Below are 23,071 nucleotides of genomic sequence, written 5' to 3'. Positions count from 1 at the left end.
ACAGACGAGACCCGTCTGTCTTCATATTACATATTTTCTATATGAAATGAAGATTATTAAAAAAGGACAGACTGCTCCCATTACTCTGCATTCACAAGCAGAGCCTTTGAACGTATTTAATTACTTAGTTCAAAGCTGGGAAACGCAATCTGACAGAATACACTTTTTAATAATCCTCCTTTAAATTTTCAGTACACCGATTATTATAGAGATCTTATCTGAAAAAGTCAAAGAAAACTAGCAATTATTCCGCTTTTATACAACATTTTCTTGAAGAAGCTGTCCATTAATCTCCCTGATTCTCCACCATCTGATCCCTTTAGAAAACAATAATACCTGAAGTTTGTGACAGCATTTTGTGCTTAACACATACACGTGATCATTTTATAAGCTTTAAATGATCGTGATCCAAGCAGTTTCATCACTTCCTGTAAAATCTTTTCTGTATTTTTTGCTCAACTGTCCAAGACGATATTGGTATTGCTCTTTAAATAAAAGCTATACATCGAAATTACCTTTGGTTCAAAAAAGAATTCTTCGCAATTATTCAAACTTGTCCAATTCCCTTTTTTCTCGTAAAAGTTTTTGAAATTCCATTTCTAATTCTTTAGATGGTTCGATACTTAAGCGACTTAGTACTTCTGATATTTTTGTTTCGAGTAAGAGACGTTTTTCTTTTGCAGTGTCTCGAGTTTTTTGCAGTTGAGCATGTTTATATTGCTGATAGGTTCCTTCAAAAAGTGCAATCTTTTGATTACGTATTGCCAAAATTCGTGTAGCGATATTTTCAATGAATCGGCGATCGTGGGAGACGAAGATCACGCTTCCTTCATACTCTTTTAGAAGAGACTCTAATGCTTCAACAGATTCCGTATCAAGAAAATTCGTCGGTTCATCTAAAATTAACGTATTGATATCACTTAAAAATAGTTTTGCCAGCGCAACTTTTACCCGCTCACCGCCGCTCAAAACCTCTACTGGCTTATATACATCATCTCTGAAGAAATGCATTCTCGCAAGAACCGTCCGAATAAGTGTTTCATTCTGTTTAGAAGAAGACTGGACATTCTCAATAATAGATTTTTCCACATCTAATATATTTAAATTTTGGCTAAAGTACCCCATTTTCACAGCCGGGGAAAGTGTAATGCCAGGCTCTTCGTTGATGATCTTTTTTACAAGCGTCGTTTTTCCACTTCCATTTGGACCGATAATCGCTAATTTATCACCACCGCGTACATAGAAGCTTGCATTGCTCCAAAGTACACGTTCGCTAATCCTGCCTGTTACATCCTCTACACGTAAGATAATTCGATTTTTAAACGCTTCTGCATTCGGCAAGTTCATCTTAAGCGGCGGGAGTTCTTTCACTTTTTCTACCTTTTCAAGTTTTTCTAATCTCGTTTCAATGGCTTTCGCTGTTTTTTGCAGCTTCTTTTGCTTTTTGGCAAAGTACGGCTTCGCTCCAGTAATTTTCGCCTCTGATTTACTTACCTTTTTAGGAGTCTTTGTTGCTCTTTCCGCTTTTTTCTCTTTTAATTTTAATGCTTCTTCTAACTGCTTTCTCTTTTTCTCGTATTTTTCATACGCTAACTGTTCTTGACGTCTCTCTACTTCTTTTTGTTTTACATAATCGCTGTAATTGCCTGTATATTCCTTAATCTTTCCTTCATTGATTTCCCATATGGTCGTACAAAGAGTATCCAAAAATTCGCGATCATGTGAAACAATGATAAATGCCCCCTGCCACTCTTTCAGTTTCTTTTCTAACCATTCAATATGGTCTGTATCGAGATTTGTCGTTGGTTCGTCTGCAAGTAAAAGCTCTGGATCTTTCACAAAAGCTTTTTGAATATATTCTTGCGTCACTTCACCACCGCTTTTTGTTGTATCTGTTCGTTTAAACTGCGGCAAAAGTTCAAATTGAGTATGTTGAATAACGCTCCCTTCCTCTGAAGAAATTTTTTTAGCTAAAATATGAAGTAACGTCGTTTTCCCACTTCCATTTCGACCAACTAATCCAATTCGATCTTTTTGATGGATTTCCAATCGATCCACATCTAGTAATAAACGATCCTGTACATAGTGCTTTATATGATGAGCTTCTAATAAGAGCATATGAACATCTCCTTTGTACTAACTTAGGAGACAAAAAAATGCCTCCTATATACATTCAGAATAGGAGGCATAAATATTTAGGGGCACACCAAAAAGAAACTATTCTTTTAGATCCACCTATAGAAGACCAATCCTATTCTGAAAAAAAGACAATTGAAGTCATTGCAAACACAGCAGAGATTGTCTGCTAAACATAGCCTTCAATTGTAACCTTTCATAAATAGGATTAGTACTTCATTAGGTCAGTTCACCCTTCCGATCTTAAGTTTAAATTTACTATAAACGATTTACTAAGAATTGTCAAATGTTATTTGTAAATAAAAAACATTTTTGTTAATGGAACAAATTTTTTACATTCCACTCATACATAAATAGCATTCGAGGAGTTTCGTCACGTTTACACATCGACAGCCTGACAAAATTAAATATTACGAAACAATAATAAAACGTATCAAGGTATTTTTGGGATTAGAAAACGTCCCAACTGCATTTGATGAACAACAAAAGATTTATGATCGCGCCTGCAGAGGATTGAATATATGGATGCAGCAAGGGCAGCTTTACGAGAGTAAATGATTAAATGGTAGTTCTTATGTTAATAACATGTAACTTTTTTGCTCCTTGCAAAAAATTGTTTCGTTAGCCAACCATAAAACGAGTTCACACACAGAAGTTGGAATTTAACTCATATTTCATGGGAGTACAATTGCTCCCACAATTATTCTACAACAGAGAAAATTAGCGAATCTTTTGTGTAAACCTGCATTTGGGATAGGTGCTGCAGCATTTAAATTTTCCATATTTTCCATTTTTGATTACTAGAGCGCTGCAGCATTTCGGACAGCGGTTTTGCTGAATATATCGATCCTCCTGCTTTCTATTTGTTTGAATCGTTTGTACATGCCGCTTTTTTATTTCTTTTTGTTGCTGCTTGTTCTTGGCAATGACAGTTTCTAATTTTCGAATCAACTGTTGTTTTGTTTCTCCGTCGATCTCGCTTGTTCTATGCTGCTCAAGCACTTGTTTCAGCTGTTTTGGATAAATAACGTATGCATTGGAAAAATGAATTTCTGATTTGAACTTTGCCCGCGGCAGAAGCACGACGACCGAGTGAATTGGTATATGTGCAAACTCCTCCCCAAGCCAGTTTCTTAACGCCTTGATATGACCTTTATTTTGAAAAATTGGATTAAGAAATTTTTCTTTTCGTTTGTAAATGACTTGTGTCCAATATTTTGACGTTTCATCACCAAAAATCCAACCGCTGTAATTTTTGGTTTCAATCACATACAACCCATGATCAGAAAGAATAATATGATCTATTTGCGAAGTGGAGCCATCTTGTTTCGGAATATACAAGTCATGAAAAGATTTGTATTTTTCAGACGATTCTTCTATCTTATTTATTTCTTTTCGGACTTTATATTCTCCAAGCGATCCAAGCCATTCCGCTTCTTTCGATTTGAACCATCTTGCTAACAAGGCAAACAAGAATAAAAGAAGGAATGTATAGAAAAGATTCGTATTCATTGTATTCCCCTTCCTTGCTGCATCTACTGTATGCTGTTGCAGACTGCTTTATTGATTTCTTTCAATTCTTATCGTATTGTTTTTTTTTCAGCATAAATTGTTGAAACAATATAAAGGAGTGCATAATCCTTCTTTTAAAAACAAGCAATTAAGAATATCAGCAATACTAGTACTGCTAAAATTGATACAAAAGCCGTTGTTATTAGCAAAATATATCTAAACGGGGATTTAATTTTAAAGGACTGATAACAAAAGACTATTCCTAAAACTAATGTAATCAGAGAACCCATTTGCCCAAGCCTAGTATCTAATTTGTCTGTCATAAAAACGAACGAATAGAGAATAAGCAAGTGAATCGTTACAAGGAAAAGACAAAAAGCATTGACTGTTTTTGATTGAACATCTCCCATATTAACCTCCCAAGCTATTGAAATTTATATTTTTAATCTTTGTCACAATTAATCACTAAATACGAATGAATATTTAATCAGTTACCTTGAAGCGATTCCCAATGCCAAAAAACATTTATAAAGGGTATCGTCTTACCTATTAACGCTTTTTTTACTCATATAAACCTAAAATTATTTCTAAAAGTCCTGATAATGCCGAATACACTCATGATAATGTTAGTTTTAGCTCAAAAAGACAAATGTTAAAAATATAACTCTAATCAAGCTTTATTCATTTAGCCGAAGCATTAATTCTTATAATTTGCCAACTAGTAATTCGTCGGTGATCGCAACAAAAAGCTTTCTCATCATTTTAAGTTAACCTTCTTAAGCGATGAAAGATCTTTTTTAATACTTCCCACTCCTTTTTTTTGAAAACGAACACTGTTTCCATGATGATCGTTAATGTAATAGATAATAAGTCAATTTACTAATACAGTTTTGAATGATCTGCTCGAAAAAAATTTTGTAGCTGCACATTTTTAAATTGCACCCTCCAGAAATTTACTGATTAAATGTTTATAAACGTTTCTTCATTAGCTTTCCCAGCTTTTCTCATGCGTTCAAATTTGTAGTAATGCATTTTGAATTTCAAAGCTTAAAATCAAGTAGGACTTTTCTCCCTTATTCTATTGACTCTTTCTAGTCCAAAATATACATAATAGACACAAAAAATGCTGTCGAATATTGTCATAAAACTAAAAAAAGCAGAAACTTACCTGCTTCTGTCTTAATGGATTGACTTTTACACACTGCCGTAATTCGCCAACGCCGTTGGGGAACAATCATGTGGAATGATTCGGCAAATTGAAAACGCCACCTTATAAAAATGTCATAAGCTGCGCCCATATTTCAAACTGTGTGTGATTATGGAAAATTTCACAGCTGAATTGACAAAAAATTTTTTCCATTCTAACTACGAATGCCATTACACTTTGCCAATTATTCATTCCTCTTCAATGATTTGTAGAAATCTTCACATAACCTTATCGATTCTCTTTTCTTATACACGATCTCATGGATCCAATATTTTAAAACAGATTCTGATAAGGACAGTGAAGTTGGCCAGTTTTTAGTACGAACTCTCATAGTTATGGCTCTGTCACGGTCATCAGAGTAAGACTTGTTGGCGAGCTGCCTAACGGAACAACAGCAACAGATTTAGACCTTAAAGTAACTCAAGTACCACTTTTTACTACAAAAAATAACAGCACAGACCTAGGTCATTGGTCTGTACTGCTAATCTTTATAGATCATGTTGTAATCGTTGATTGATTGCTTTCCTTCTTTTCACTTTTTTTACGGAAATAGGTCGCCACAATCGGTCCAGAGATGTTATGCCAAACGCTAAAAATTGCGCTTGGAACAGCGGCAAGAGGCGAAAAATGAGCAGTCGCCAGCGCAGCTCCAAGTCCGGAATTTTGCATGCCGACCTCAATCGAAATCGCTTTTTGTTTCGGCTCTGACATTTTAAGCAGCTTCGCAAACCAGTAGCCGAGCAGCAATCCAAGCCCATTATGAGCAACGACGATAAGGAAAATAAGAAGCCCGCTTTTTGCGATAGCCTGCTGGTTTTGAGCGACGACAGCAGCCACGATAGCCACAATAGCGATAACGGAAACGAGCGGAAGAATTTGAACGGTTGCTTTTACTTGTTTTTTAAACAACATTTGTACAATCAGTCCGAGAATAATAGGAATAAGTACAACTTTCACGATTGACCAAAACAGAGCACCGGCTGAAACGGACAGCCATTTCCCTGCAAGCAGCAAAATTAAGGACGGTGTTAAAATGGGAGCGAGCAAGGTTGACACGGACGTAACAGCGACTGAAAGCGCCGTATCACCTTTTGCCAAATACGTCATGACATTGGAAGCCGTTCCGCCAGGACAGCAGCCAACAAGAATGATGCCGATCGCTACTTCAGGTGAAACAGGCAATAAGGTAGCGAGCAAAAAGGCCAAAAGCGGCATAATAAAAAATTGGGCGATTACCCCAATCAGCACATCTATCGGACGTGCGAAGACTTCCTTAAAATCATTGGCTGACAAGGTCAATCCCATTCCAAACATGACGATACCTAGCAGCGGCACAATATATGGGGCTACCCATGTAAATGCTTTTGGCTCAAAAAAAGCTAATGCTGCGAATAGTAATACCCAAATTGCAAAAGTATTGCTGACAAAATTGCTTAGTTTTACAAGAATTCCCATTATTTCTTCCCCTTCCAATTTTATGAATACAACAGCTATTATACTTTTAATATTCGAAAAGTTTCAACTATAAAAATAATAGGTTATTATCGTCTCTCCCGTTTTTTATTTTTCACAGTCAAGGAAAGCAATCTGCAAGTAAACCGACGATCAGCGTGTAAAATGAAAATACTATATTTCATTAAAGGCGATCCAGCCAATTTGCGAATACGATAAATGCATTGATGTTTTCAACATCGAAAACACTCAGGAACAACCGACTGCATAGCTTCATGTCGATTGACCGATACTGATAGCAATTAATATTGGATAGATCGTCGTATATGGGGTACACTGGTCAACGTTTGTTTGCATCGTTTTCCTCTCCCAATAATTAATGAAAAAGGATGATGACTCTTATTAGCAACGATGAATTCGATAAAGTTTACTTGATAACGGCTGATTTTATGGACCGTATCTATCACTGATTAGCTATATATTCATGACATTTTACGAGCATAGCGCTTTATGCTTTACAATTGGAGTGGTTAGCCTACGTGATTCCATCCGCTGGCAGACAGATCTTTTCTGTATATAACTGCCCTTAAATTTTTCTTAGTTTGCTTTTTTAGATCAATTTTTGTTAAAAAGTTTAATTAAATCTTCTTTGTTTTGGAGTAACTATTTCAACTGCTGCTAATATGCAAAAATCCCGCAGCTACTCGCCGCGGGAAAATGAAGCAACATTTATTCCGGCTTATAAATCCCATATTTCACAATTTTAAGATAATCATTCAGTTCCTTTATCGAAGAATCCAAAATATGAGCAATATCAATTTGCTTATTTTTGTATAGAGTCAGGTACTTATTAGACAGCTGTTCACCGATAAACATCGTCATATTGATCACGGTATCAACGGAAATATCATCTCTCAGTTTTTCCGTTTGGATTAAGTCTTTAATATAAACATGCTCCAGCATAAAATCGTCCTGGTACGTTTCGTAGTGTTCCTTAATAATTTCTTCCATTTCCTTAACTGCTACAGGGGGATTGGCGAAAGCATCCGCAATAAAATGAACTTCTAGCAGATACTTCGCTGTCACTTTATGTTTTATCAGGACAATTTCTTTAATTCTTTCAAAGAAATCATCAGCTTTAACTTGTTTTATGGCTTCCATAACTTCTTTCGTTAGAAGATCTTTCACATAATTAACTAAATAAAGGTATAAGTTTTTCTTGCTCTTAAAATAATGAAAAAGGATTCCTTTAGAAATTCCCGCCCGCTTCGTAATGACATCTGTAGAAGCTTTTTCATAACCGTTTTTTACAAATTCCTCAATGGCCACCTTGATAATCAAATCTTTCTTTTCCTGCGGCTGCTTTTCAAATGCTGAATACAATTTTTACACCTCAATTTTCATTAAACTGCAATATCCTTCTTTCTATATACCATATATGAAGTGATAACACTAATGAAAATGACAGCAGCCATAATAAACATATAAAGAGGCTCTAATTTATTATCATTAATAATTTGGGCGGCGTCCACATATTTAAACGGGCTGAAATATTTTAGAACTTCTAAGTCTTCCGAAATCCCTGCCATCACATTCATAAAATAGGCAGCTAAGACAATCCCAAGTGAGACAGACATGATGCTTCTTGTTTTTTTCAACATTGATGACAACATAAACGCAATGGCACCGAATGTCAAATGAAGCAAAATGGTTGCGACGGCTAGTAAGGTAAATGTGTCTGTCGGTACATCCGGGTCATCTGCAAATTGAAATCCAATGATACTTGTTATCGTTGAAACTCCGTTCAAGATCAATATATTTACGAAAACGGCCAAAAGTTTTTCTGTTACGATTCGGCTTCTTCCGACCGGTTTTGACAGCAAAAATTCAATCGTCTTTTCATTTTCCTCCTTCGCCAGTATATTGGATGCAAGAATGGCCGAGTAGATGCTTCCTAAAAGTGTAGTCATCATATATATTTCTACTCCGTAAAAACCCATTAGCTCTCCAAGATTTAATTCATTCATTCCAAACACTTTTTTTATCGGTTCCGGATAAGATTCAAGCAGTTTGTTCATTTCATTTTGCTGCTCAGCAAACTGCGGATAAATACTTAACGTCAATAAAATGAGACCGCTGAGTACGACGCTCCAAATAATCAAAGATTTTAAGTTCCGTTTCAACTCTCTTTTAAAAATCATATAGATCCCTCCCTTACTTCTCATAGTAATGGATAAATACTTCTTCGAGAGACGGCTCTTCAATTAATAGATCTTGAACCGGCATAGTATTCAATTGATTTAGAAGCGTCTTTATATCCCCGCTGTAAAGCAGCATCATTTCGCTGCCGTTTATTTCTTTTTTCACTATTCCTTCCAGATCGAAGTCAATTGCATTCGTTTGTTCAAACGTAATGGTAATATTTTTCAAATTGTTTTTCGTGAGATTTTCAATCGTTTCTACTTTAACAAGCTCCCCTTCCTTAATAATGGCAACCCGATCGCACATCTTTTGCACTTCAGAAAGAATATGAGAGGAAAAAATAATCGTTGTTCCCTTCTCTCTTTCCTCTGTAAGAATTTCAAAAAAAGTGTTTTGCATAAGCGGGTCGAGTCCGCCTGTCGGTTCATCCAAGATTAGAAGTTTTGGCTCATGCAAAAGCGCTTGGACAATCCCAACCTTTTTCCGATTGCCAAATGAGAGATCCTCAATTTTTTTATGGAGATCGAGATCAAGTCTTTCTGCCAGCTCTTTCATTCTTTTTTGGTTAAATTTTTTGTAAAAGCCTGCCGAGTATTTTAATAAGTCAATCACTTTCATATCATCGTAAAAATGAATTTCAGACGGCAAGTAGCCCACGTTTTGTCTAATTTCCTTTGACTGTTTGACGATATCTTTCCCGAAAATCGTAGCGCTCCCGCTGGTCGGATAGAGGAAATTTAAAAGCGTTCGAATGGTTGTGCTCTTGCCTGCTCCATTCGGACCGATAAATCCAAAAATTTCCCCTTCTTCAACTGAAAACGTTAAGTTCACAATTCCCCTGTTCTTCTTATACGTTTTAGTCAAATTTTTAACATCGATAATTTTCATCCTTACGCCTCCTTTGGGTGGCTTTGTATGGATTGACTGAGCAGTCAACTCCATTATATTAAAATTGACTGGATAGTCAATGTGTTTTTTTAAACTGCAGGTTGAAAACAGTTTCATACGAAGAACATGACATAATCTATTTTCTCCAAAACAAAAAAAGAGGATGCCATCTAAATAGACATCCCATTTTGTCGTATATGCTTTGTTTGAATAAAATATAAATATGCAATAAAAAGGCGTTAAATGTTTCCTTTGCTTAATTTTTTTGAAAACTTTCGCTTTATATTTCCCTTTTTCGTACTTAATTCCACTTTACTTTATTTACAATACCATTCCATTGCATTTTGATAAAGGATTTTTTTAACTGCTTTATCATCAAAATGCTCTTGGATTAATTCGATATCTGAAAACCGGAATGGTCTTTTTGCCCTTGTAGAAGGCAGGTCCGTTCCAAACATGAGGGCATCTGGATTCACCTTATAGATATCTTTCATCGCTTCAACCGGGTCAAAATCAATTCGTCCAAATCCTGTTGCTTTTACACGTACACCCATTTCAACTAATGCAAGCAAATGTGGAAATCCTTCCTTCGACAAGCCTAAATGGTCAATGGATACTGCTGGAAGTTGGGCGATAATTGGCTTGATAGCCGGCAGCTCTTTTGAATTAATATACAATTCTGTATGCCAATTAGCTAGCTCATAAACTCTTTTAGCAAAATAATCTAATCGACGAATGTCCTCAGAGCCCCCGCGATTCACATTAAAACGCAGTCCTCGGACACCGTGTTTATTTAGCTCAATAATTTCTTCGTCGGACGTATCGTATGGAAGCTGTGTTATACCAACAAAATTCTTTCCTAGTTTTTGTAATGCATCCAACAAATATGTTTGGTCAAACTTTTGAAAAGAGCCTGAAACAATTGCTCCACCTACTAAATCAACTGTATTTACATGTTGTAAATAATCCTCTGTTGTAAATGGCTCGGGCAAGAAGCCTTGATTTTCGTATAATGGAAACTTTGGATCAATAATATGTAAATGTGCATCAAATATTTTCATCAGATTACCCCATTCAATTGAATGTATATATTTTAAGATTCATCTTGGCTGAACCAACCAACATTTAATCTTAATTACAAATTTCAATATTATAATCATGCCTATAATTATTACTGTATTTTTTCAATTAATATCGGAATATTCTTGCTTCTATTATATTTGGTTAAAAAAAGATGCATAAATATGGCTCTTTATCATCTTCTATAATAGAGTTTCTACCAAACTTTATATCAAATCTGCAAAAAAACGTCAGTATAAACTGACTTTAAAACTTTCTCTTTATTATGATTTTTTAAAAGTACATAAAAAATCAATATCGTATCGTTATTCCTATTCATGATAAACAGAAAGAAAAAGACGGGATCTTTTTTGTAAATATTATACAAAATTCATGCTTAAAAAATAGAAGACTGTTGTTCCTGAATCGAACATACTATTCTTTCATTTTGCTCACTTACCGCAAACCATTCCGTTGTTCTTCCTGGAAATATAGGTAGGATTTAACAAACAAATATACAACCCCGATCAATGTAACGGCTAAAAACAAGATAAAACCCCATATTCCTTCAATAAATACCGTCAACATTAATGCTAATCCCATGAACACAAACACTTTTCCACCTATACGATGCGTCTTGTTCCAAACTGTTTCATTCGCTATCGTCCAAGGTGTACGAATCCCAACGAAGTAGTTATGTTTGAGTTTAGGCATGTAGTTTCCTAATACAATGAATAAAACTCCGATTCCGATTGGCATAAATAAATCCACATCTACAGGAAACCCTAGGTTATAGGCTAATGTCACGATATGAAGAGCGATAAAAAAGATCACTAATACGTTGATTATTATGTTATAGCTCCCTTTAAATTTTTCATAGTTTGCTTTTTTCGGATCCATTTTTGGTAAAAGTGTCATTAACAATACGATTGAAGTCATAATGAAAGGGAGACTAAACGCCCCAAACCATTTGCTACTGTACCCATCCGCTTCACCAGCCGTATTCCAATGAGTGGCCACTTCATCAGGTAGATATGGGATCGCAATCAAACTTAACAAATAACTAAAAACCGTCAACATGACCACGAAGCGATTTGTTCTCATCATTTATCCCCTTCCTTTTGTAAAAAATCATAAAACCAACTCATTAAATCTTGAAAGACGGTTGTGTTTAACGAATAATAAATATGCTGTCCGACGCGTTGATCTTGAATCAAATCCGCTTGCTTTAAAATTTTTAAATGATGCGACACGCTCGGTTTCTGCATATCAAAATGGGAAGCAATTTCACCAGCGGTTAAATCCCCACTTTTCAGCAAGGAAAGAATCTTTCTTCTAGTGGGATCAGCAATGGCTTTAAACGCTTCGTTAAATAACAAAGAACGCACCACCTTTTAAAAAAAATAAGTAATATTCTATTTAGATATTTAGAAAATCATCTAATTACGAAACAAAAAAAATTAGATATTTAGATATTTTTCTAATTATAGAATATTCTATTTGCAGATAATTGTCAATGAGTTCGTAAAACAGGTTAAGTAACGAAGCCGTTGAAAAATCGAACCGTCTGATTTTTTCCTACACTCTATACCATAATAAACCACACCATTCATATTTTCATTTCTCCAGTTCAATTTGTTTTTTCTTCTTCTGGGAAAAAAAAAGCCGCTGCGGCGGCTTTTCTATATAAGCAATTCATATTTTTAGCGGGTTGCAGCCGCTACTTCCTCTAATTTTTTGGTGGAATTTGTCATGTTATTCAACAAATCCCTCAATCTCTTCAACGCTCCCGTCACCTCTTCCACCATGGCCAGCAGCTGCTCGCTGTTTGCGGCATTGGATTGAATGTTGCCGTGCATATTCTCAAATACATCAATCACGCATTGGCCGTTTTGAAACATAGTTTCAACCGAATCTCCCAGCTGGGCAATCTTTCTTGACGACTCTTTCGTAGCATCAATCAAATGCTGAATAGAATCGTTCGCATGCTGAATTCCCTGTCTGCTGCTTATAATAACTGACAATTGATTGTCATTTCCTTCTTTCGTACTGGCAATTTCTCGCTGAATATCCAATAAGATTTGAGCAATCTTATCAGTTGCCCTTCTGCTTTCCTCCGCCAGTTTTCGGACTTCTTCGGCCACGACAGCGAATCCTTTCCCCTGTTCTCCAGCTCGAGCGGCTTCAATGGCTGCGTTCAACGCCAGCAAGTTTGTCTGTTCCGCAATACCTTTAATTAGTGAAATAATTCCTCCAATTTCCTCTGAACTTTTGGCTAGCTTTTCGATTCGGCTGCCGCTTTCTTCTACTCCTTTGTAGATATTTTCTATTACATTCGTAATATTCTCCAACCCCCGAATACTGCTTTCCGCTAGACCCTTGGCATTGTTTGAGAAGTCTTCGAGCTCGGATGTCATGCTGGAAACATTCGTCAAGGTACGGGACATATTTTCCACGATTTCCCCGGCTTCATTCAGCTGCTCAGCTTGCTGTTGATTGTTGTGTGCATTATCTGTCACAGCCTTGGTAACCTGTTCCAATGTCTCCAGCGTTGTATCCATCTCTGAACGATATTCCTTCTGGGTCTTTGTGACAGCAACTAAATTGCCTTGGATAGCCGACAGCATTTCCTGGTACTTTTGTACCACTTCTGTAATTGCTTCTTGAATCTCTTTTAACTCTTTCGCTTTTACTTGCTCCCATTTTACTTCCTGCCCGTCCCCTGCTTCCCGCAGGACTCTAGAGAAAAATTTTAACGGTTTTAACACCGAGCGGATCACACCAAAAAGGACAAAGAGGAACAACAGTGAAAAGATAAAAATCGCCAGCATGATTTTATATCCAACCCCATTAATCAACTGCTGAAACTCCTGCAATACTTTGTTAGTGGATTCGGCATGCTGGAAATACGGGGCAGCATCTAACAAGGTATATAATACATAACGCACATTTCCATCCGCTTTTACCGGAACATAAGCCTCCACATGATTGTCCTTCAGGAAAATCCGAGTTTTTCCGGAAGAAAAGACCGACTGAACATTTTCGTTTTTTGCAGCTTTTCCTTTTTCCCACAGGGATGGCTGTTCTTTCTTTAATGTTTCCATCAATACGACTTGTTTGGGATCAAACAAATAAATTGCTTTCACTTCTTCCTTCTCTTGGATGTGACGGGCGAGCGACGATTCAAAATTGCTTACATCTAACGCCGATTCGACAATTCCCTTTCCATCAGCGCGGGGAATGGCCATAAACTTGAAAATCTCTCCGGTCTCTGCTTTGATCGTCAAGGTTGAAGGCAGCATCTGCTCTTCACCCGTCAGCAATTTGCGATATCCGTCCCAAATATCAAATAAATTATTCCCTAGTGCCGCTTTCTCTGTAGATGCGACAAAAATTCCATCTCGATTTGTCAGATAAAAATCTGTCATCCCTGTTTGCTCTGCCAAACGCTTCAAATCTTCGTTATGTAACGTTCTCACCCGATCCTGCTCCTGCAATAAATAGGCTGCATTCAGCATATTTTTCTCCATCGACTGCTCGAGTTCAACTAAATTTCTGGAAATTTGATTCGCAAACGCCTCCACTTCCACCTCTAATTTTGTTTCCGCTTCCTTCCATACTTCATCAGTTATTTCATTCCCTTTTTTCTCTAAAGTGTTTCTTTCCAACCATAATACTAGAAACGTGCTGGACAATAACAAAAAAACAAAACCTGCCATTAAAGCAAAAAGCTTAGCTTTCATAGTCATTCCGTCATATCCCCCTTTTAAATCGACAAATGTGAAAAAACGGCTGTAGGTTTGTTTTTTAGGAAAATTTAAATCTCATATCTAGTTTTTTATTTATTGTCATCAGTGGAAAATAAATCAAACGGATCATCTTGCCGTATCTAATTCCTTTTCGATAATTTAGAATTTTCACACTTTACATCGGTAAAGCGGTTACAACCTGACCGATTGCCTATCGTTCAACTGCACAATCTCCCCTCGCTTTCGTTTTTAATAAACGGACATTTATTTAGATTTTTTAAATAATTTTCAAATTAAGGTATTATTTTACATATGTTTCAAAAAATGTTTCAGGAAAATGATGGATACATTTTTATTAAAGCGAAATGAGGAGGAGAAATCAAGATGATAAATAGAAAATTCCGACAAAAAAACAGAAAAAGATACAAATATTTTTTGAAGTATGAGCAGCTCTTTTCTCTGACAAATAAACATAGGATTGGAGAAAAGAAGTTTTTTTTGGAATTAAAATAACATATTATTCCAAACAATTTTTTAAACTTCCATTTAAGACCATTCAAATGTTGATTTTAAAAAGTTTAATGTGATCTACGTTAAAATTTCTGGAGTATGTTACGATGAATATAAAAGAAAAGGCACATCTATGTCCAAAATGAGTGGAAATGATTTTGTAAGCAATAAAAAAACATACGAAAGAAACGAAGGAGCACTTTGAACCAATAGATCGCGTTTCCAAACAAACGAAGCACCTAAAGCCGATGAACAGTTTGAGCAGTTTAGAAGCCGCGGAAAAAGTCGTGTATTTGACTGTTCAAGATTTTAATGAGAAATGGGCAGGGCGAAAGTAACGAGGATTTGCCGAAGCTCATGAAGCCCTTCAACGAATGTTTGAAGAACGTTATTGTTAACCAAATATTGCAAATAAACAAAATAAGGGAATTCTCCCTTTCCACACAGGAGACTGAATATTCAGTCTCCTGTGTGGAGGTAATATCCCTCTCTATTCTAAATCCATTTCAGAGATACCCTACCTATCTTACATTACACAAAATTCTTGACAGTACCGTTTCTCCTTTATCCAATATATAACATATACACTTTAAACAACGAAGAACCATCCTTAATTATATTTGTTCAAAACATCACGCTTAAAGTTATTAAATTTGTCAACATACTGATCTTCATAAAGAACAACTTCTTGATTTTTTATATCTGCATATTTTAAGCTGCCATTTAGCATTTTATCTTCATCTAATAGGGAAACTTTACTTTCATCTATTTGATATTTGCTTAACACTGTAGTGGTTGGCAAATAAACTACACTGTCATCACTATAATGCGAATCTTTAAGTGGTCTAAGAAACAATATATATTCTTTTTCTTTATCCATCCAATTATATCCATCAACAGAATTTACTGTTCCAGCGGAATCCACCGCATCTATAATATCTATAGGTTCAAAAACGGAGATGAAATCATTGCTAATTTTTCCTTTATATACATTTAGGACTTTTACTGTTGTCAATGTAGTTAAATAGTACCTAATTCTAGGTGATTTTGAATCTACTTTTGCTTTAACAATTATAGGTGATTCTTTCTCCAATTCATCCAAATTCTTCAAACTTTCAAATTTGGTAAATACCTTTGTAATATCTTCCTCGTATTTAGATATAGTATAATTTAATTCTTTATCATTAAAATATTTATTGACATCTACATCATTTATATAGCTATTTCTTGTTAGTATTCCAATTACTACCATGAAAATAGTCATTATTATGGGGATAAAAATAAATGATACTTTTTTTATGGTCACAGATTTTATCCTCCTATCATATCAGTGATTTTACCTGCCTGTATCTTTATCTTACAATCACATAATGTCTCAATATCTGATTTATTGTGGCTAGATATAATCACGATAGCTCCTCGCTCTTTTTCTTCCAAAAGAATCTTGTATACTAAATTAATGCCATCTTCGTCCAATGCACTTGTCGGTTCATCTAAAATAATAATATCTGGTTTCTCCATTATTGCTTGTGCTATTCCTAATCTTTGTCTCATTCCTAAAGAATATTTTTTTACAGTTCGTGAATCATTAGGATTAAGCCCAACTCTCTCCAAAGATCTTATAATCTCTTCATCATCTATAATTCGTTTAATACTTGCAAGAGTTTTTAGCACTTCTTTTCCGGTATAGTTAGGCCAAAAATTTGGATTTTCAATTAATACCCCTATACTTCTTGGAAAGTCTATGTCCTTATGTAATTCTTCATTAAAAATAGTAATTGTTCCTGACGTTGGTTTAATTAACCCACTCAAAGTTCTAAATAGCATAGTTTTACCTGAACCATTATGTCCATATATGCCATAAATTTTTCCTTCTTCAAAGATAATATTTATATCTTTTAAAATTGTTGTTCCATTGATTACTTTTGAAACATTGTTCACTTTTATATTTCTCATCATGACCTCCAAATATAATTGATTTAATATAAAACTTCTTTTTTATTGAATATATTGATAGATATAATAATTACTATAAATATTAGTATCAACAAATATACTATTGAGCTGTCATTATTTATTCCTAAACCGTTATCATTTAGTGATACTAATGCATTTGTTGTAGGTATATATACTAAAAAATAACTATTCCAATTTAATATAAGATTTGATATGTACAGCATTGCTAATTGGATGATTAATACTAGATATACCCCGTAAATCGATTTGAATAAGATGGAACTACTATTCACAGTTAATATAATTAAAAAGCTATATAAAATTAATCTCATTATGATAAACATTGTTTCTATATTTAAAACTAGCTCCAATCCTAATATAGCACCAATTATAATTACAATCATAAATTGTAATAAATAAAAGCAACATATGATGAACAGTAATTGTAAAATAAACTGTAATAAAATTTTCATCTTCTTATTTGTCCTAGTAAAAATTAATGTTGCATTTTTAAGAAGTCTAACTTCAATGTAATTGCCTAAGTATACAAGTAAAATTAATTGCGGAAGCAACCAACGAATTATACTGAAAACATTATTGACATGCCATAAATCAACGTATCCGTAAGTAAAGCTAATTAAATCATTTGTTGTGTTTATATGATGAAAAAATAAACCTAGGAAATTGAAAATTATAGAAAACAGTAAAACAATTATTAAAGAAACTTTATTACCTTTTATTAATTCCTTCATAAATATCTACTCTTTACCTTTCAATTTTAAGATCTCTTTTTTTGACCAAATGACTATATATTACAAACAATATTATGATAATAATGATATTCATACATAAATACTTAATCATGATCATATATAATGCTCCCATAAGGTGAGACACATGAGCGTGATAAATAAGTTATAATGATACCATGAAAAAAAGAAACCGATATACCGCAGAATTTAAAGCTAAGGTGGTTCTTGAGGTGTTGCGTGAAGAGCAAACCGTCAATGAAATAGCCGCCAAATATGAATTAAGCCCAGTCATGGTCAGTCGTTGGAAAGCAGAATTTCTAGAACGATCCTCGATGGTCTTTGAAAAAGGCTCAAGCGAAGTGGATAAAATCCGTAAAGAATATGAGGCCAAACAAGAAAATTTAGAGAAATTGGTAGGTCAGTTAACGGTTGAAGTTGACTGGCTGAAAAAAAAATCTGGGCTCAAATAAGTCTGTTGACGAACGAAAGGCTATGGTCGAATTCAATCACCCATCGATCAGCATCAAGCGTCAGGCACAGTTATTAGGTATTCATCGTACTAGCGTGTATCGCCAATCAAAGGGGCAAACAGAAAGCTCAGAAAACATCATGCTCATGCACGAAATGGATATGCTTTATACAGCTCATCCCTACTTTGGCTACAGGCGCATGACTGCGAAACTTCGTGAGAAAGGATTTGATGTGAATCATAAACGCGTACGCCGTCTCATGCGCCTTATGGGTATACAAGCTATTTACCCAAAACCCAACCTTAGTAAGAGGCTACATGCCAAGTACTGCCGGCCTTACCTGCTCCGTGGATTGGAGATCACCCGTCCGAACCATGTATGGGGAGTGGATATCACCTACCTTCGTATGGGACGGGGCTTTATGTACCTGTTTACCATCATCGACTGGTTCAGCCGCAAAGTGATCGATTACGAGTTATCTAGTACGCTGGAGAAAGGATTTGTCATCGACTGTCTGAAGCGGGCATTGCGTCATGGTAAGCCGGCCATCATCAATAGTGACCAGGGCAGCCATTTTACAAACGCTGACTATCTCGGGCTGTTGAAAGAGTATGGCATCCAGGTATCAATGGATGGCAAAGGACGAGCAACAGACAATAGTCGTACGGAACGATTCTTTAGAGCTTTAAAGTATGAATGTATCTATCTCAATGAATTCGAGAATCCTAAAGAGTTGCGAAAAGGCATTCGACGCTATGTTACGTTCTATAATACAGACCGACCTCACCAATCCTTGGACTATTTGACGCCAGCAACAGTGTACAAGCAACCTAAGATGGCTCAAGCATCCTAACCATCGAACGTGATGAGAGGCTTTATATGGAGAGACGGGCATGATAGGCTGTTTTAGCCATGCGATGTTATCTGTCCATCGCTCCAGCGCAAAAAATCGTGCCCGTAGAGGCTCCATGTCAAGCCTTTATCGCACACGCACCACATTCATAGCGAAAGGAGAGAATGGATAACTTAAATATTATCAATTTGTGTCTTGACAAAGGGGTGCATTACAATATATTCTCGATTAAATTCATAAAAGAACATTGTATCCCATATGGGAACTATGTAATCTCTTAACGATATAAAAGATAATGGAGACATAATGAGTCTAATAGCTAAGAAAAATGCTATTTCTATTACATACGCTAATTTAATACTATTTGTAATAGAGATGAGATTCATAAAAAGCATACCAATTAGACACCATCCGACACTTTGTACAACTATTGAGATATAATTGAAAATATAAAAATCTTGATTGTACAAAATATTTGTGTCACATATTACCATAAAGATTGATGTGATCACGTTAAATGTAATAGAAAGTCTTACACTTAATGCGGCAATGATTTTAAGATTTGAAATACTCCAATTTTTTATGCTTTGATACCTGACAATTACTTCGGGTTTTAATCTTTTTGAAAACTTGTCTAGAAATATATATAAAAAGATCGGAAAATAGACAATTGTAAAAATTTTATTATTAACTATGGCCATATACATATCCTCTACATTATGAATAGAACCTAAAATTTTGTTAAAAAACGCCAATATGAATACTGTAAAATAAAAAAGCTTCTCCCCTACAGTTATCCTCATCAAAACGTTTATAACCTCGCAATCTATAAAATTTCATTCTTCATACCTCTTCTAATTAAAATAACACTAAACAAAAAGTAACCACATAGTACGAATAGTAACCATATAAAACTTCCGTAGCTATTTGTCCCTAAAATATTTGTTCCGACTGCTCTGGCTATAGTTTCATCAGATATAATTCTTGATAACGCATCAGTAAAAATCATAAATAAAGTATTAATAATAAAAGGGGATAATATGACTACATATTTATTAACTTTTTTAAAAAATGATACTCCGAATGCCATGAGAGCAAAACTAGATGCAAATAATGATCTTATTATGATGAATATTAAAATATTGCAATATGGATAATACACCTGTAAGTTATGTAACATAATTCCTGAATCTATATACGATAACTTTTTATAATCTGGTAAACCGAATGTATTATATCCTTGGATTGGAAAAGCAATAATCGCTAAAATTTCATTTACTAATAATGGTATTAATATTACAAAAAAGCTTACTAGAGTAATCGACATAGCTTTAGCTAAAATATATTTTTCTTTGTGTACCCTTGTATGAATAAAGTTACTTAATCCCCAATTTTTTTCTTCTAGGAATGACACAGAATAAATGATACTTACGGTTAGTGGCAGCAAGATCCCTACTATTGGTGACAAAGGTGTTGCGACAACGTTTGTAAGAATAGTACCAGTTGAAGCAGACATTACCTTTGATAATTCCGATCCATAATATTCTTTACACAAAATAATGTAGTCTAAAAATATTGCACAAAAAACAGCTATAAATGCTATCTTGAACTCTATTCTTTTCATACACTTACTAAGTTCAAGCTTAATTAATTGAATCATGCCATCACCTCAATATTTTACTACTTGCATGGTACAGCTTAAAAAGGTCAGTGTTTTATCATGTCGGCATATTATCTAATAAAAAACATTCTGAGTTTTTATTCGCACGGTATATAAGAAAAAAGGATAAGGGAATCTATTTGTAAGTAGTCCTTATCAAGTTTTCACAAACAAAATTAGACTTTTATCATCCTTCATTTGATGGATTTTTTGAAATTACTTTTTCTTCAATTGATTGAATATATACATTTAAATTTAATAAATATTAAAAGAATATATCATGCAATGCATGACATATTCTTTTTAGCATTACTTGTAATTAGAAGTCTATTTATAATAACCAAACCGAATCGATGAAAGTTAATAAAAACATACGGCTAGGATATCATTGACAAGTTGATAATCCAAATACTGTAACTAACACTAGTATTTTTTCTTTAAAATATAATAATAGACTTTAATGGTAAAAATTCTTATAATAGGAAAAAATTATTACTTTATTAAAAAAATACTATATCAATATTTTGGAAGTCAATATCTTATTTTTTTAATATTTTACAACACGACCAAAAGAAATTAGACAAAACGTGGGCTACTTGCCGTCTGAAGTTCATTTTGCCAATTGAGAGGAAGCTGCCCAAAAAGAAGTTGACGTTCAAAAGAAATGAAAGTAAGCCCCTTTTGCACCTTCTTCTATAGCCATCTTAACAGCACGCAGTCAATGACGATGCAAACGACTAATTGTAGACTGCGTTTTCTATTGTCCCAAATAGGATACTGCTTGATCCACCGAAAAGATCTCGACCGTCCAACGTTTTGGATACATATCGGCGATCTTTTCCGCCGATAGTCAAAACATTGGCTACAATGCGAATCTCATGTCCATGGATGTCACGAAAGATGGCCACTCGATAACGTTTCTTCGAACGGCATTGCTTTGTTCCTAATTGACATGTTGTTTTCTGAAAGAAAAAAATACAGAGTTTTGCAGTATATCTATATCCAAATTTTGTATAAATATACATATATGCGATCTATCCATCAAGAGCTTGGCATGGATCCTCTGTAGCCATGATTCTTTAGCCAAGCACCAGCTTCAACAGTTTTGGCAAAACCAAAAAAGGTTTTCATGTCTCCCCCTCCATGTAAAGCACCTTGTATATCACTGCGTAAGGATTTTGTAATTCTCTGCACTTTTATTTTGCAAAAACAGAGTTGTGAAAGTGATCCATGATTTCACGGTTTGCCCTTCCCTCATCAAAATATTTCTTCACAACATCTAATTTATATTCTTTACTGTATGTTTTTTTAATTTTTACCTATAAAAATACCCCCTTCTAGTAGACAGTGACATCCCTTTCTTTTTTCTGTCTAACTATAAGGGGATAATATCAAAAATCTGGCCCTTATCTTCCTTTCAACTGTGAATTATAAAACTCAAGTTATCGACAATTATGACGGTTCCGTTACTATCCCTTGAAAGGCTGACTGATATATGGTTCGGATATCTTCTTTATTAAGCTTCATTGGACTTCTTGCGAGCAATCTTTTTTGTTTCACCCCGTCTTCCGTCAATTTTTCGATCGCACTTTCCGGAATGCCGAATTCTCCCAAAGTTGTCGGAATTCCGACATCTGCCACTAATCTTTTTAGTTCCTCGACACATTGATAGGAAGCTTCTTTTTCAGACAAATAGCTTGAATTCTCGCCTAGAGCATTCAATATGTCCACCATTCTTTTTTGGCAGCTTTTTCGGATGTAGCCCATCACATATGGCAATAAAACTGCATTGGAATCGCCATGGGCAATATGAAATTGTCCTCCAAGCGGATAGGCTAAAGCATGTACGCCTGCCACGCCGGCATTAAAAAAAGCTAATCCGGCAATATAGCTGCCGTAACTCATATCAATCCGCGCCTGTTTATCATTTCCGTTTAACACAGCTTTACGGATGGAACGGCTGATCAGTCTCATCGCTTGCAGGGCAAGACCGTCTGTTACCGGATTGGCATTGATTGAGACATATGCTTCCACTGCATGTGTCAATGCATCGATCCCCGTTGCAGCGGTCACTTTCGGCGGGACAGTGACAGTTAGTTCCGGATCAATAATTGCTACATCAGCGAGCAAATAATCATGTGTTACAACATCTTTCGTACTTTCTAAAGATAAGACAGAAATATTAGTGACTTCAGAGCCCGTTCCGGAAGTTGTGGGTATCAAAATTTTGGGGAGACCTTTTTTATCTACTTGATTTGTACCTGTTAAATTTAAATAACTTTCCACTGTTCCTTTATGAACAGACAAGACTGCTGCAAGCTTTGCCAAATCCATTGCGCTTCCTCCGCCTAAACCTATGACGAGATCGAATTTGTTTTCTCTCGTATAGGCGACAAGCTTTTCTCCGATTTGAAGCGGAGGCTCTGGTTCGATGTCAGTATATACATCAATGCTGTATCCTTTTTCTTGTAATGGAGATGTGACGCGGTCAACGAGCCCTATGTCATTCAACACCGGATCTGTCACAACAAGAATTTTCTTAGGTTGATATTTTTCAACTTCCGGAACAAGCTGGCTTAACGAACCCCATCCAGTATAACATAAAGGTGTAAAAACTAGCTTTGAATGTGTCATGACTCTCCTCCTTCACACCCTGGAATGTTCT

General features: G+C 35.2%; 15 protein-coding genes and 1 pseudogene. 1 reads left to right on the top strand and 15 read right to left on the bottom strand.

The window, feature by feature from the left end:
- Positions 1-543 precede the first annotated feature (543 nt).
- From ACVIJU_RS10045 to ACVIJU_RS09990, 12 genes are all read right to left on the bottom strand, one after another.
- A complete protein-coding gene (locus tag ACVIJU_RS10045) occupies positions 544-2,118 on the bottom strand; it encodes a Vga family ABC-F type ribosomal protection protein (protein ID WP_339192813.1) in 1,575 nt (524 codons plus the stop codon).
- A gap of 738 nt (positions 2,119-2,856) precedes the next feature.
- Positions 2,857-3,648 carry an NERD domain-containing protein gene (locus ACVIJU_RS10040; RefSeq protein WP_456687535.1) on the bottom strand — a complete coding sequence of 264 codons (792 nt, stop codon included), beginning with the start codon at positions 3,646-3,648 and terminating at the stop codon, positions 2,857-2,859.
- A gap of 1,702 nt (positions 3,649-5,350) precedes the next feature.
- Positions 5,351-6,310 carry a bile acid:sodium symporter family protein gene (locus tag ACVIJU_RS10035; RefSeq protein WP_066250680.1) on the bottom strand — a complete coding sequence of 320 codons (960 nt, stop codon included), beginning with the start codon at positions 6,308-6,310 and terminating at the stop codon, positions 5,351-5,353.
- Between the two features lie 726 nt (positions 6,311-7,036).
- Positions 7,037-7,690, bottom strand: coding sequence for a TetR/AcrR family transcriptional regulator (locus ACVIJU_RS10030; protein WP_063389486.1), 654 nt, complete (start codon positions 7,688-7,690; stop codon positions 7,037-7,039).
- A gap of 20 nt (positions 7,691-7,710) precedes the next feature.
- Entirely contained in the window at positions 7,711-8,508 is a 798-nt protein-coding gene (locus ACVIJU_RS10025) for an ABC transporter permease subunit (protein ID WP_117017483.1), read from the bottom strand.
- Between the two features lie 13 nt (positions 8,509-8,521).
- Positions 8,522-9,397, bottom strand: coding sequence for an ABC transporter ATP-binding protein (locus tag ACVIJU_RS10020; protein WP_456687534.1), 876 nt, complete (start codon positions 9,395-9,397; stop codon positions 8,522-8,524).
- 317 nt (positions 9,398-9,714) lie between these two features.
- The gene (locus ACVIJU_RS10015) at positions 9,715-10,458 is read right to left on the bottom strand and encodes an amidohydrolase family protein (RefSeq protein ID WP_063389489.1); all 744 of its coding nucleotides are present in this window, start codon (positions 10,456-10,458) and stop codon (positions 9,715-9,717) included.
- Between the two features lie 454 nt (positions 10,459-10,912).
- Positions 10,913-11,563: an SdpI family protein gene (locus ACVIJU_RS10010; protein WP_456687533.1), complete on the bottom strand. Its 651-nt coding sequence runs from the start codon at positions 11,561-11,563 to the stop codon at positions 10,913-10,915.
- Positions 11,560-11,835 (bottom strand): autorepressor SdpR family transcription factor, encoded by a 276-nt coding sequence (locus tag ACVIJU_RS10005; protein WP_144598020.1) that lies wholly within the window; start codon positions 11,833-11,835, stop codon positions 11,560-11,562. The genes ACVIJU_RS10010 and ACVIJU_RS10005 overlap by 4 nt, the downstream gene beginning before the upstream one ends.
- Before the next feature lie 324 nt (positions 11,836-12,159).
- Complete coding sequence (locus ACVIJU_RS10000; RefSeq protein WP_456687532.1) at positions 12,160-14,205, bottom strand: methyl-accepting chemotaxis protein; 2,046 nt, start codon at positions 14,203-14,205, stop codon at positions 12,160-12,162.
- 1,120 nt (positions 14,206-15,325) lie between these two features.
- Entirely contained in the window at positions 15,326-16,021 is a 696-nt protein-coding gene (locus tag ACVIJU_RS09995; RefSeq protein WP_063389493.1) for a hypothetical protein, read from the bottom strand.
- Positions 16,022-16,026: 5 nt separating this feature from the next.
- Positions 16,027-16,671, bottom strand: a complete 645-nt coding sequence (locus tag ACVIJU_RS09990; RefSeq protein ID WP_063389494.1) for an ABC transporter ATP-binding protein — start codon at positions 16,669-16,671, stop codon at positions 16,027-16,029.
- A gap of 928 nt (positions 16,672-17,599) precedes the next feature.
- Here ACVIJU_RS09990 and ACVIJU_RS09985 point away from each other — a divergent pair.
- Positions 17,600-18,746, top strand: a protein-coding gene (locus ACVIJU_RS09985) for an IS3 family transposase (RefSeq protein WP_429652557.1) whose coding sequence is annotated in 2 segments (ribosomal slippage) — positions 17,600-17,871 and positions 17,870-18,746 — 1,149 coding nt in all. Because the reading frame shifts where the segments join, the coding sequence is not laid out codon by codon here.
- 826 nt (positions 18,747-19,572) lie between these two features.
- Here ACVIJU_RS09985 and ACVIJU_RS09980 read toward each other — a convergent pair.
- The 3 genes and pseudogenes from ACVIJU_RS09980 to ACVIJU_RS09970 form a co-directional block, all read right to left on the bottom strand.
- Positions 19,573-20,406: a hypothetical protein gene (locus tag ACVIJU_RS09980; protein ID WP_117017599.1), complete on the bottom strand. Its 834-nt coding sequence runs from the start codon at positions 20,404-20,406 to the stop codon at positions 19,573-19,575.
- Positions 20,407-20,982: 576 nt separating this feature from the next.
- Positions 20,983-21,362, bottom strand: a pseudogene (locus ACVIJU_RS09975) (transposase); the annotation flags it as partial.
- A gap of 496 nt (positions 21,363-21,858) precedes the next feature.
- Complete coding sequence (locus ACVIJU_RS09970; protein WP_063389499.1) at positions 21,859-23,040, bottom strand: iron-containing alcohol dehydrogenase; 1,182 nt, start codon at positions 23,038-23,040, stop codon at positions 21,859-21,861.
- Positions 23,041-23,071 lie beyond the last annotated feature (31 nt).

It is taken from the genome of Aeribacillus sp. SP014 (assembly GCF_054055575.1).
This window is presented reverse-complemented; position numbering and strand designations above follow the sequence as displayed.

What these genes read in the sequence shown, in the direction of transcription:
- ACVIJU_RS09970 (WP_063389499.1), bottom strand. Translation starts at nt 23,040, where the DNA reads ATGACACATTCAAAGCTAGTTTTTACACCTTTATGTTATACTGGATGG.
- ACVIJU_RS09990 (WP_063389494.1), bottom strand. Translation starts at nt 16,671, where the DNA reads ATGAGAAATATAAAAGTGAACAATGTTTCAAAAGTAATCAATGGAACA.
- ACVIJU_RS10025 (WP_117017483.1), bottom strand. Translation starts at nt 8,508, where the DNA reads ATGATTTTTAAAAGAGAGTTGAAACGGAACTTAAAATCTTTGATTATT.
- ACVIJU_RS10000 (WP_456687532.1), bottom strand. Translation starts at nt 14,205, where the DNA reads ATGACTATGAAAGCTAAGCTTTTTGCTTTAATGGCAGGTTTTGTTTTT.
- ACVIJU_RS10020 (WP_456687534.1), bottom strand. Translation starts at nt 9,397, where the DNA reads ATGAAAATTATCGATGTTAAAAATTTGACTAAAACGTATAAGAAGAAC.
- ACVIJU_RS10010 (WP_456687533.1), bottom strand. Translation starts at nt 11,563, where the DNA reads ATGATGAGAACAAATCGCTTCGTGGTCATGTTGACGGTTTTTAGTTAT.
- ACVIJU_RS10015 (WP_063389489.1), bottom strand. Translation starts at nt 10,458, where the DNA reads ATGAAAATATTTGATGCACATTTACATATTATTGATCCAAAGTTTCCA.
- ACVIJU_RS09980 (WP_117017599.1), bottom strand. Translation starts at nt 20,406, where the DNA reads ATGATTCAATTAATTAAGCTTGAACTTAGTAAGTGTATGAAAAGAATA.
- ACVIJU_RS10040 (WP_456687535.1), bottom strand. Translation starts at nt 3,648, where the DNA reads ATGAATACGAATCTTTTCTATACATTCCTTCTTTTATTCTTGTTTGCC.
- ACVIJU_RS10045 (WP_339192813.1), bottom strand. Translation starts at nt 2,118, where the DNA reads ATGCTCTTATTAGAAGCTCATCATATAAAGCACTATGTACAGGATCGT.
- ACVIJU_RS10035 (WP_066250680.1), bottom strand. Translation starts at nt 6,310, where the DNA reads ATGGGAATTCTTGTAAAACTAAGCAATTTTGTCAGCAATACTTTTGCA.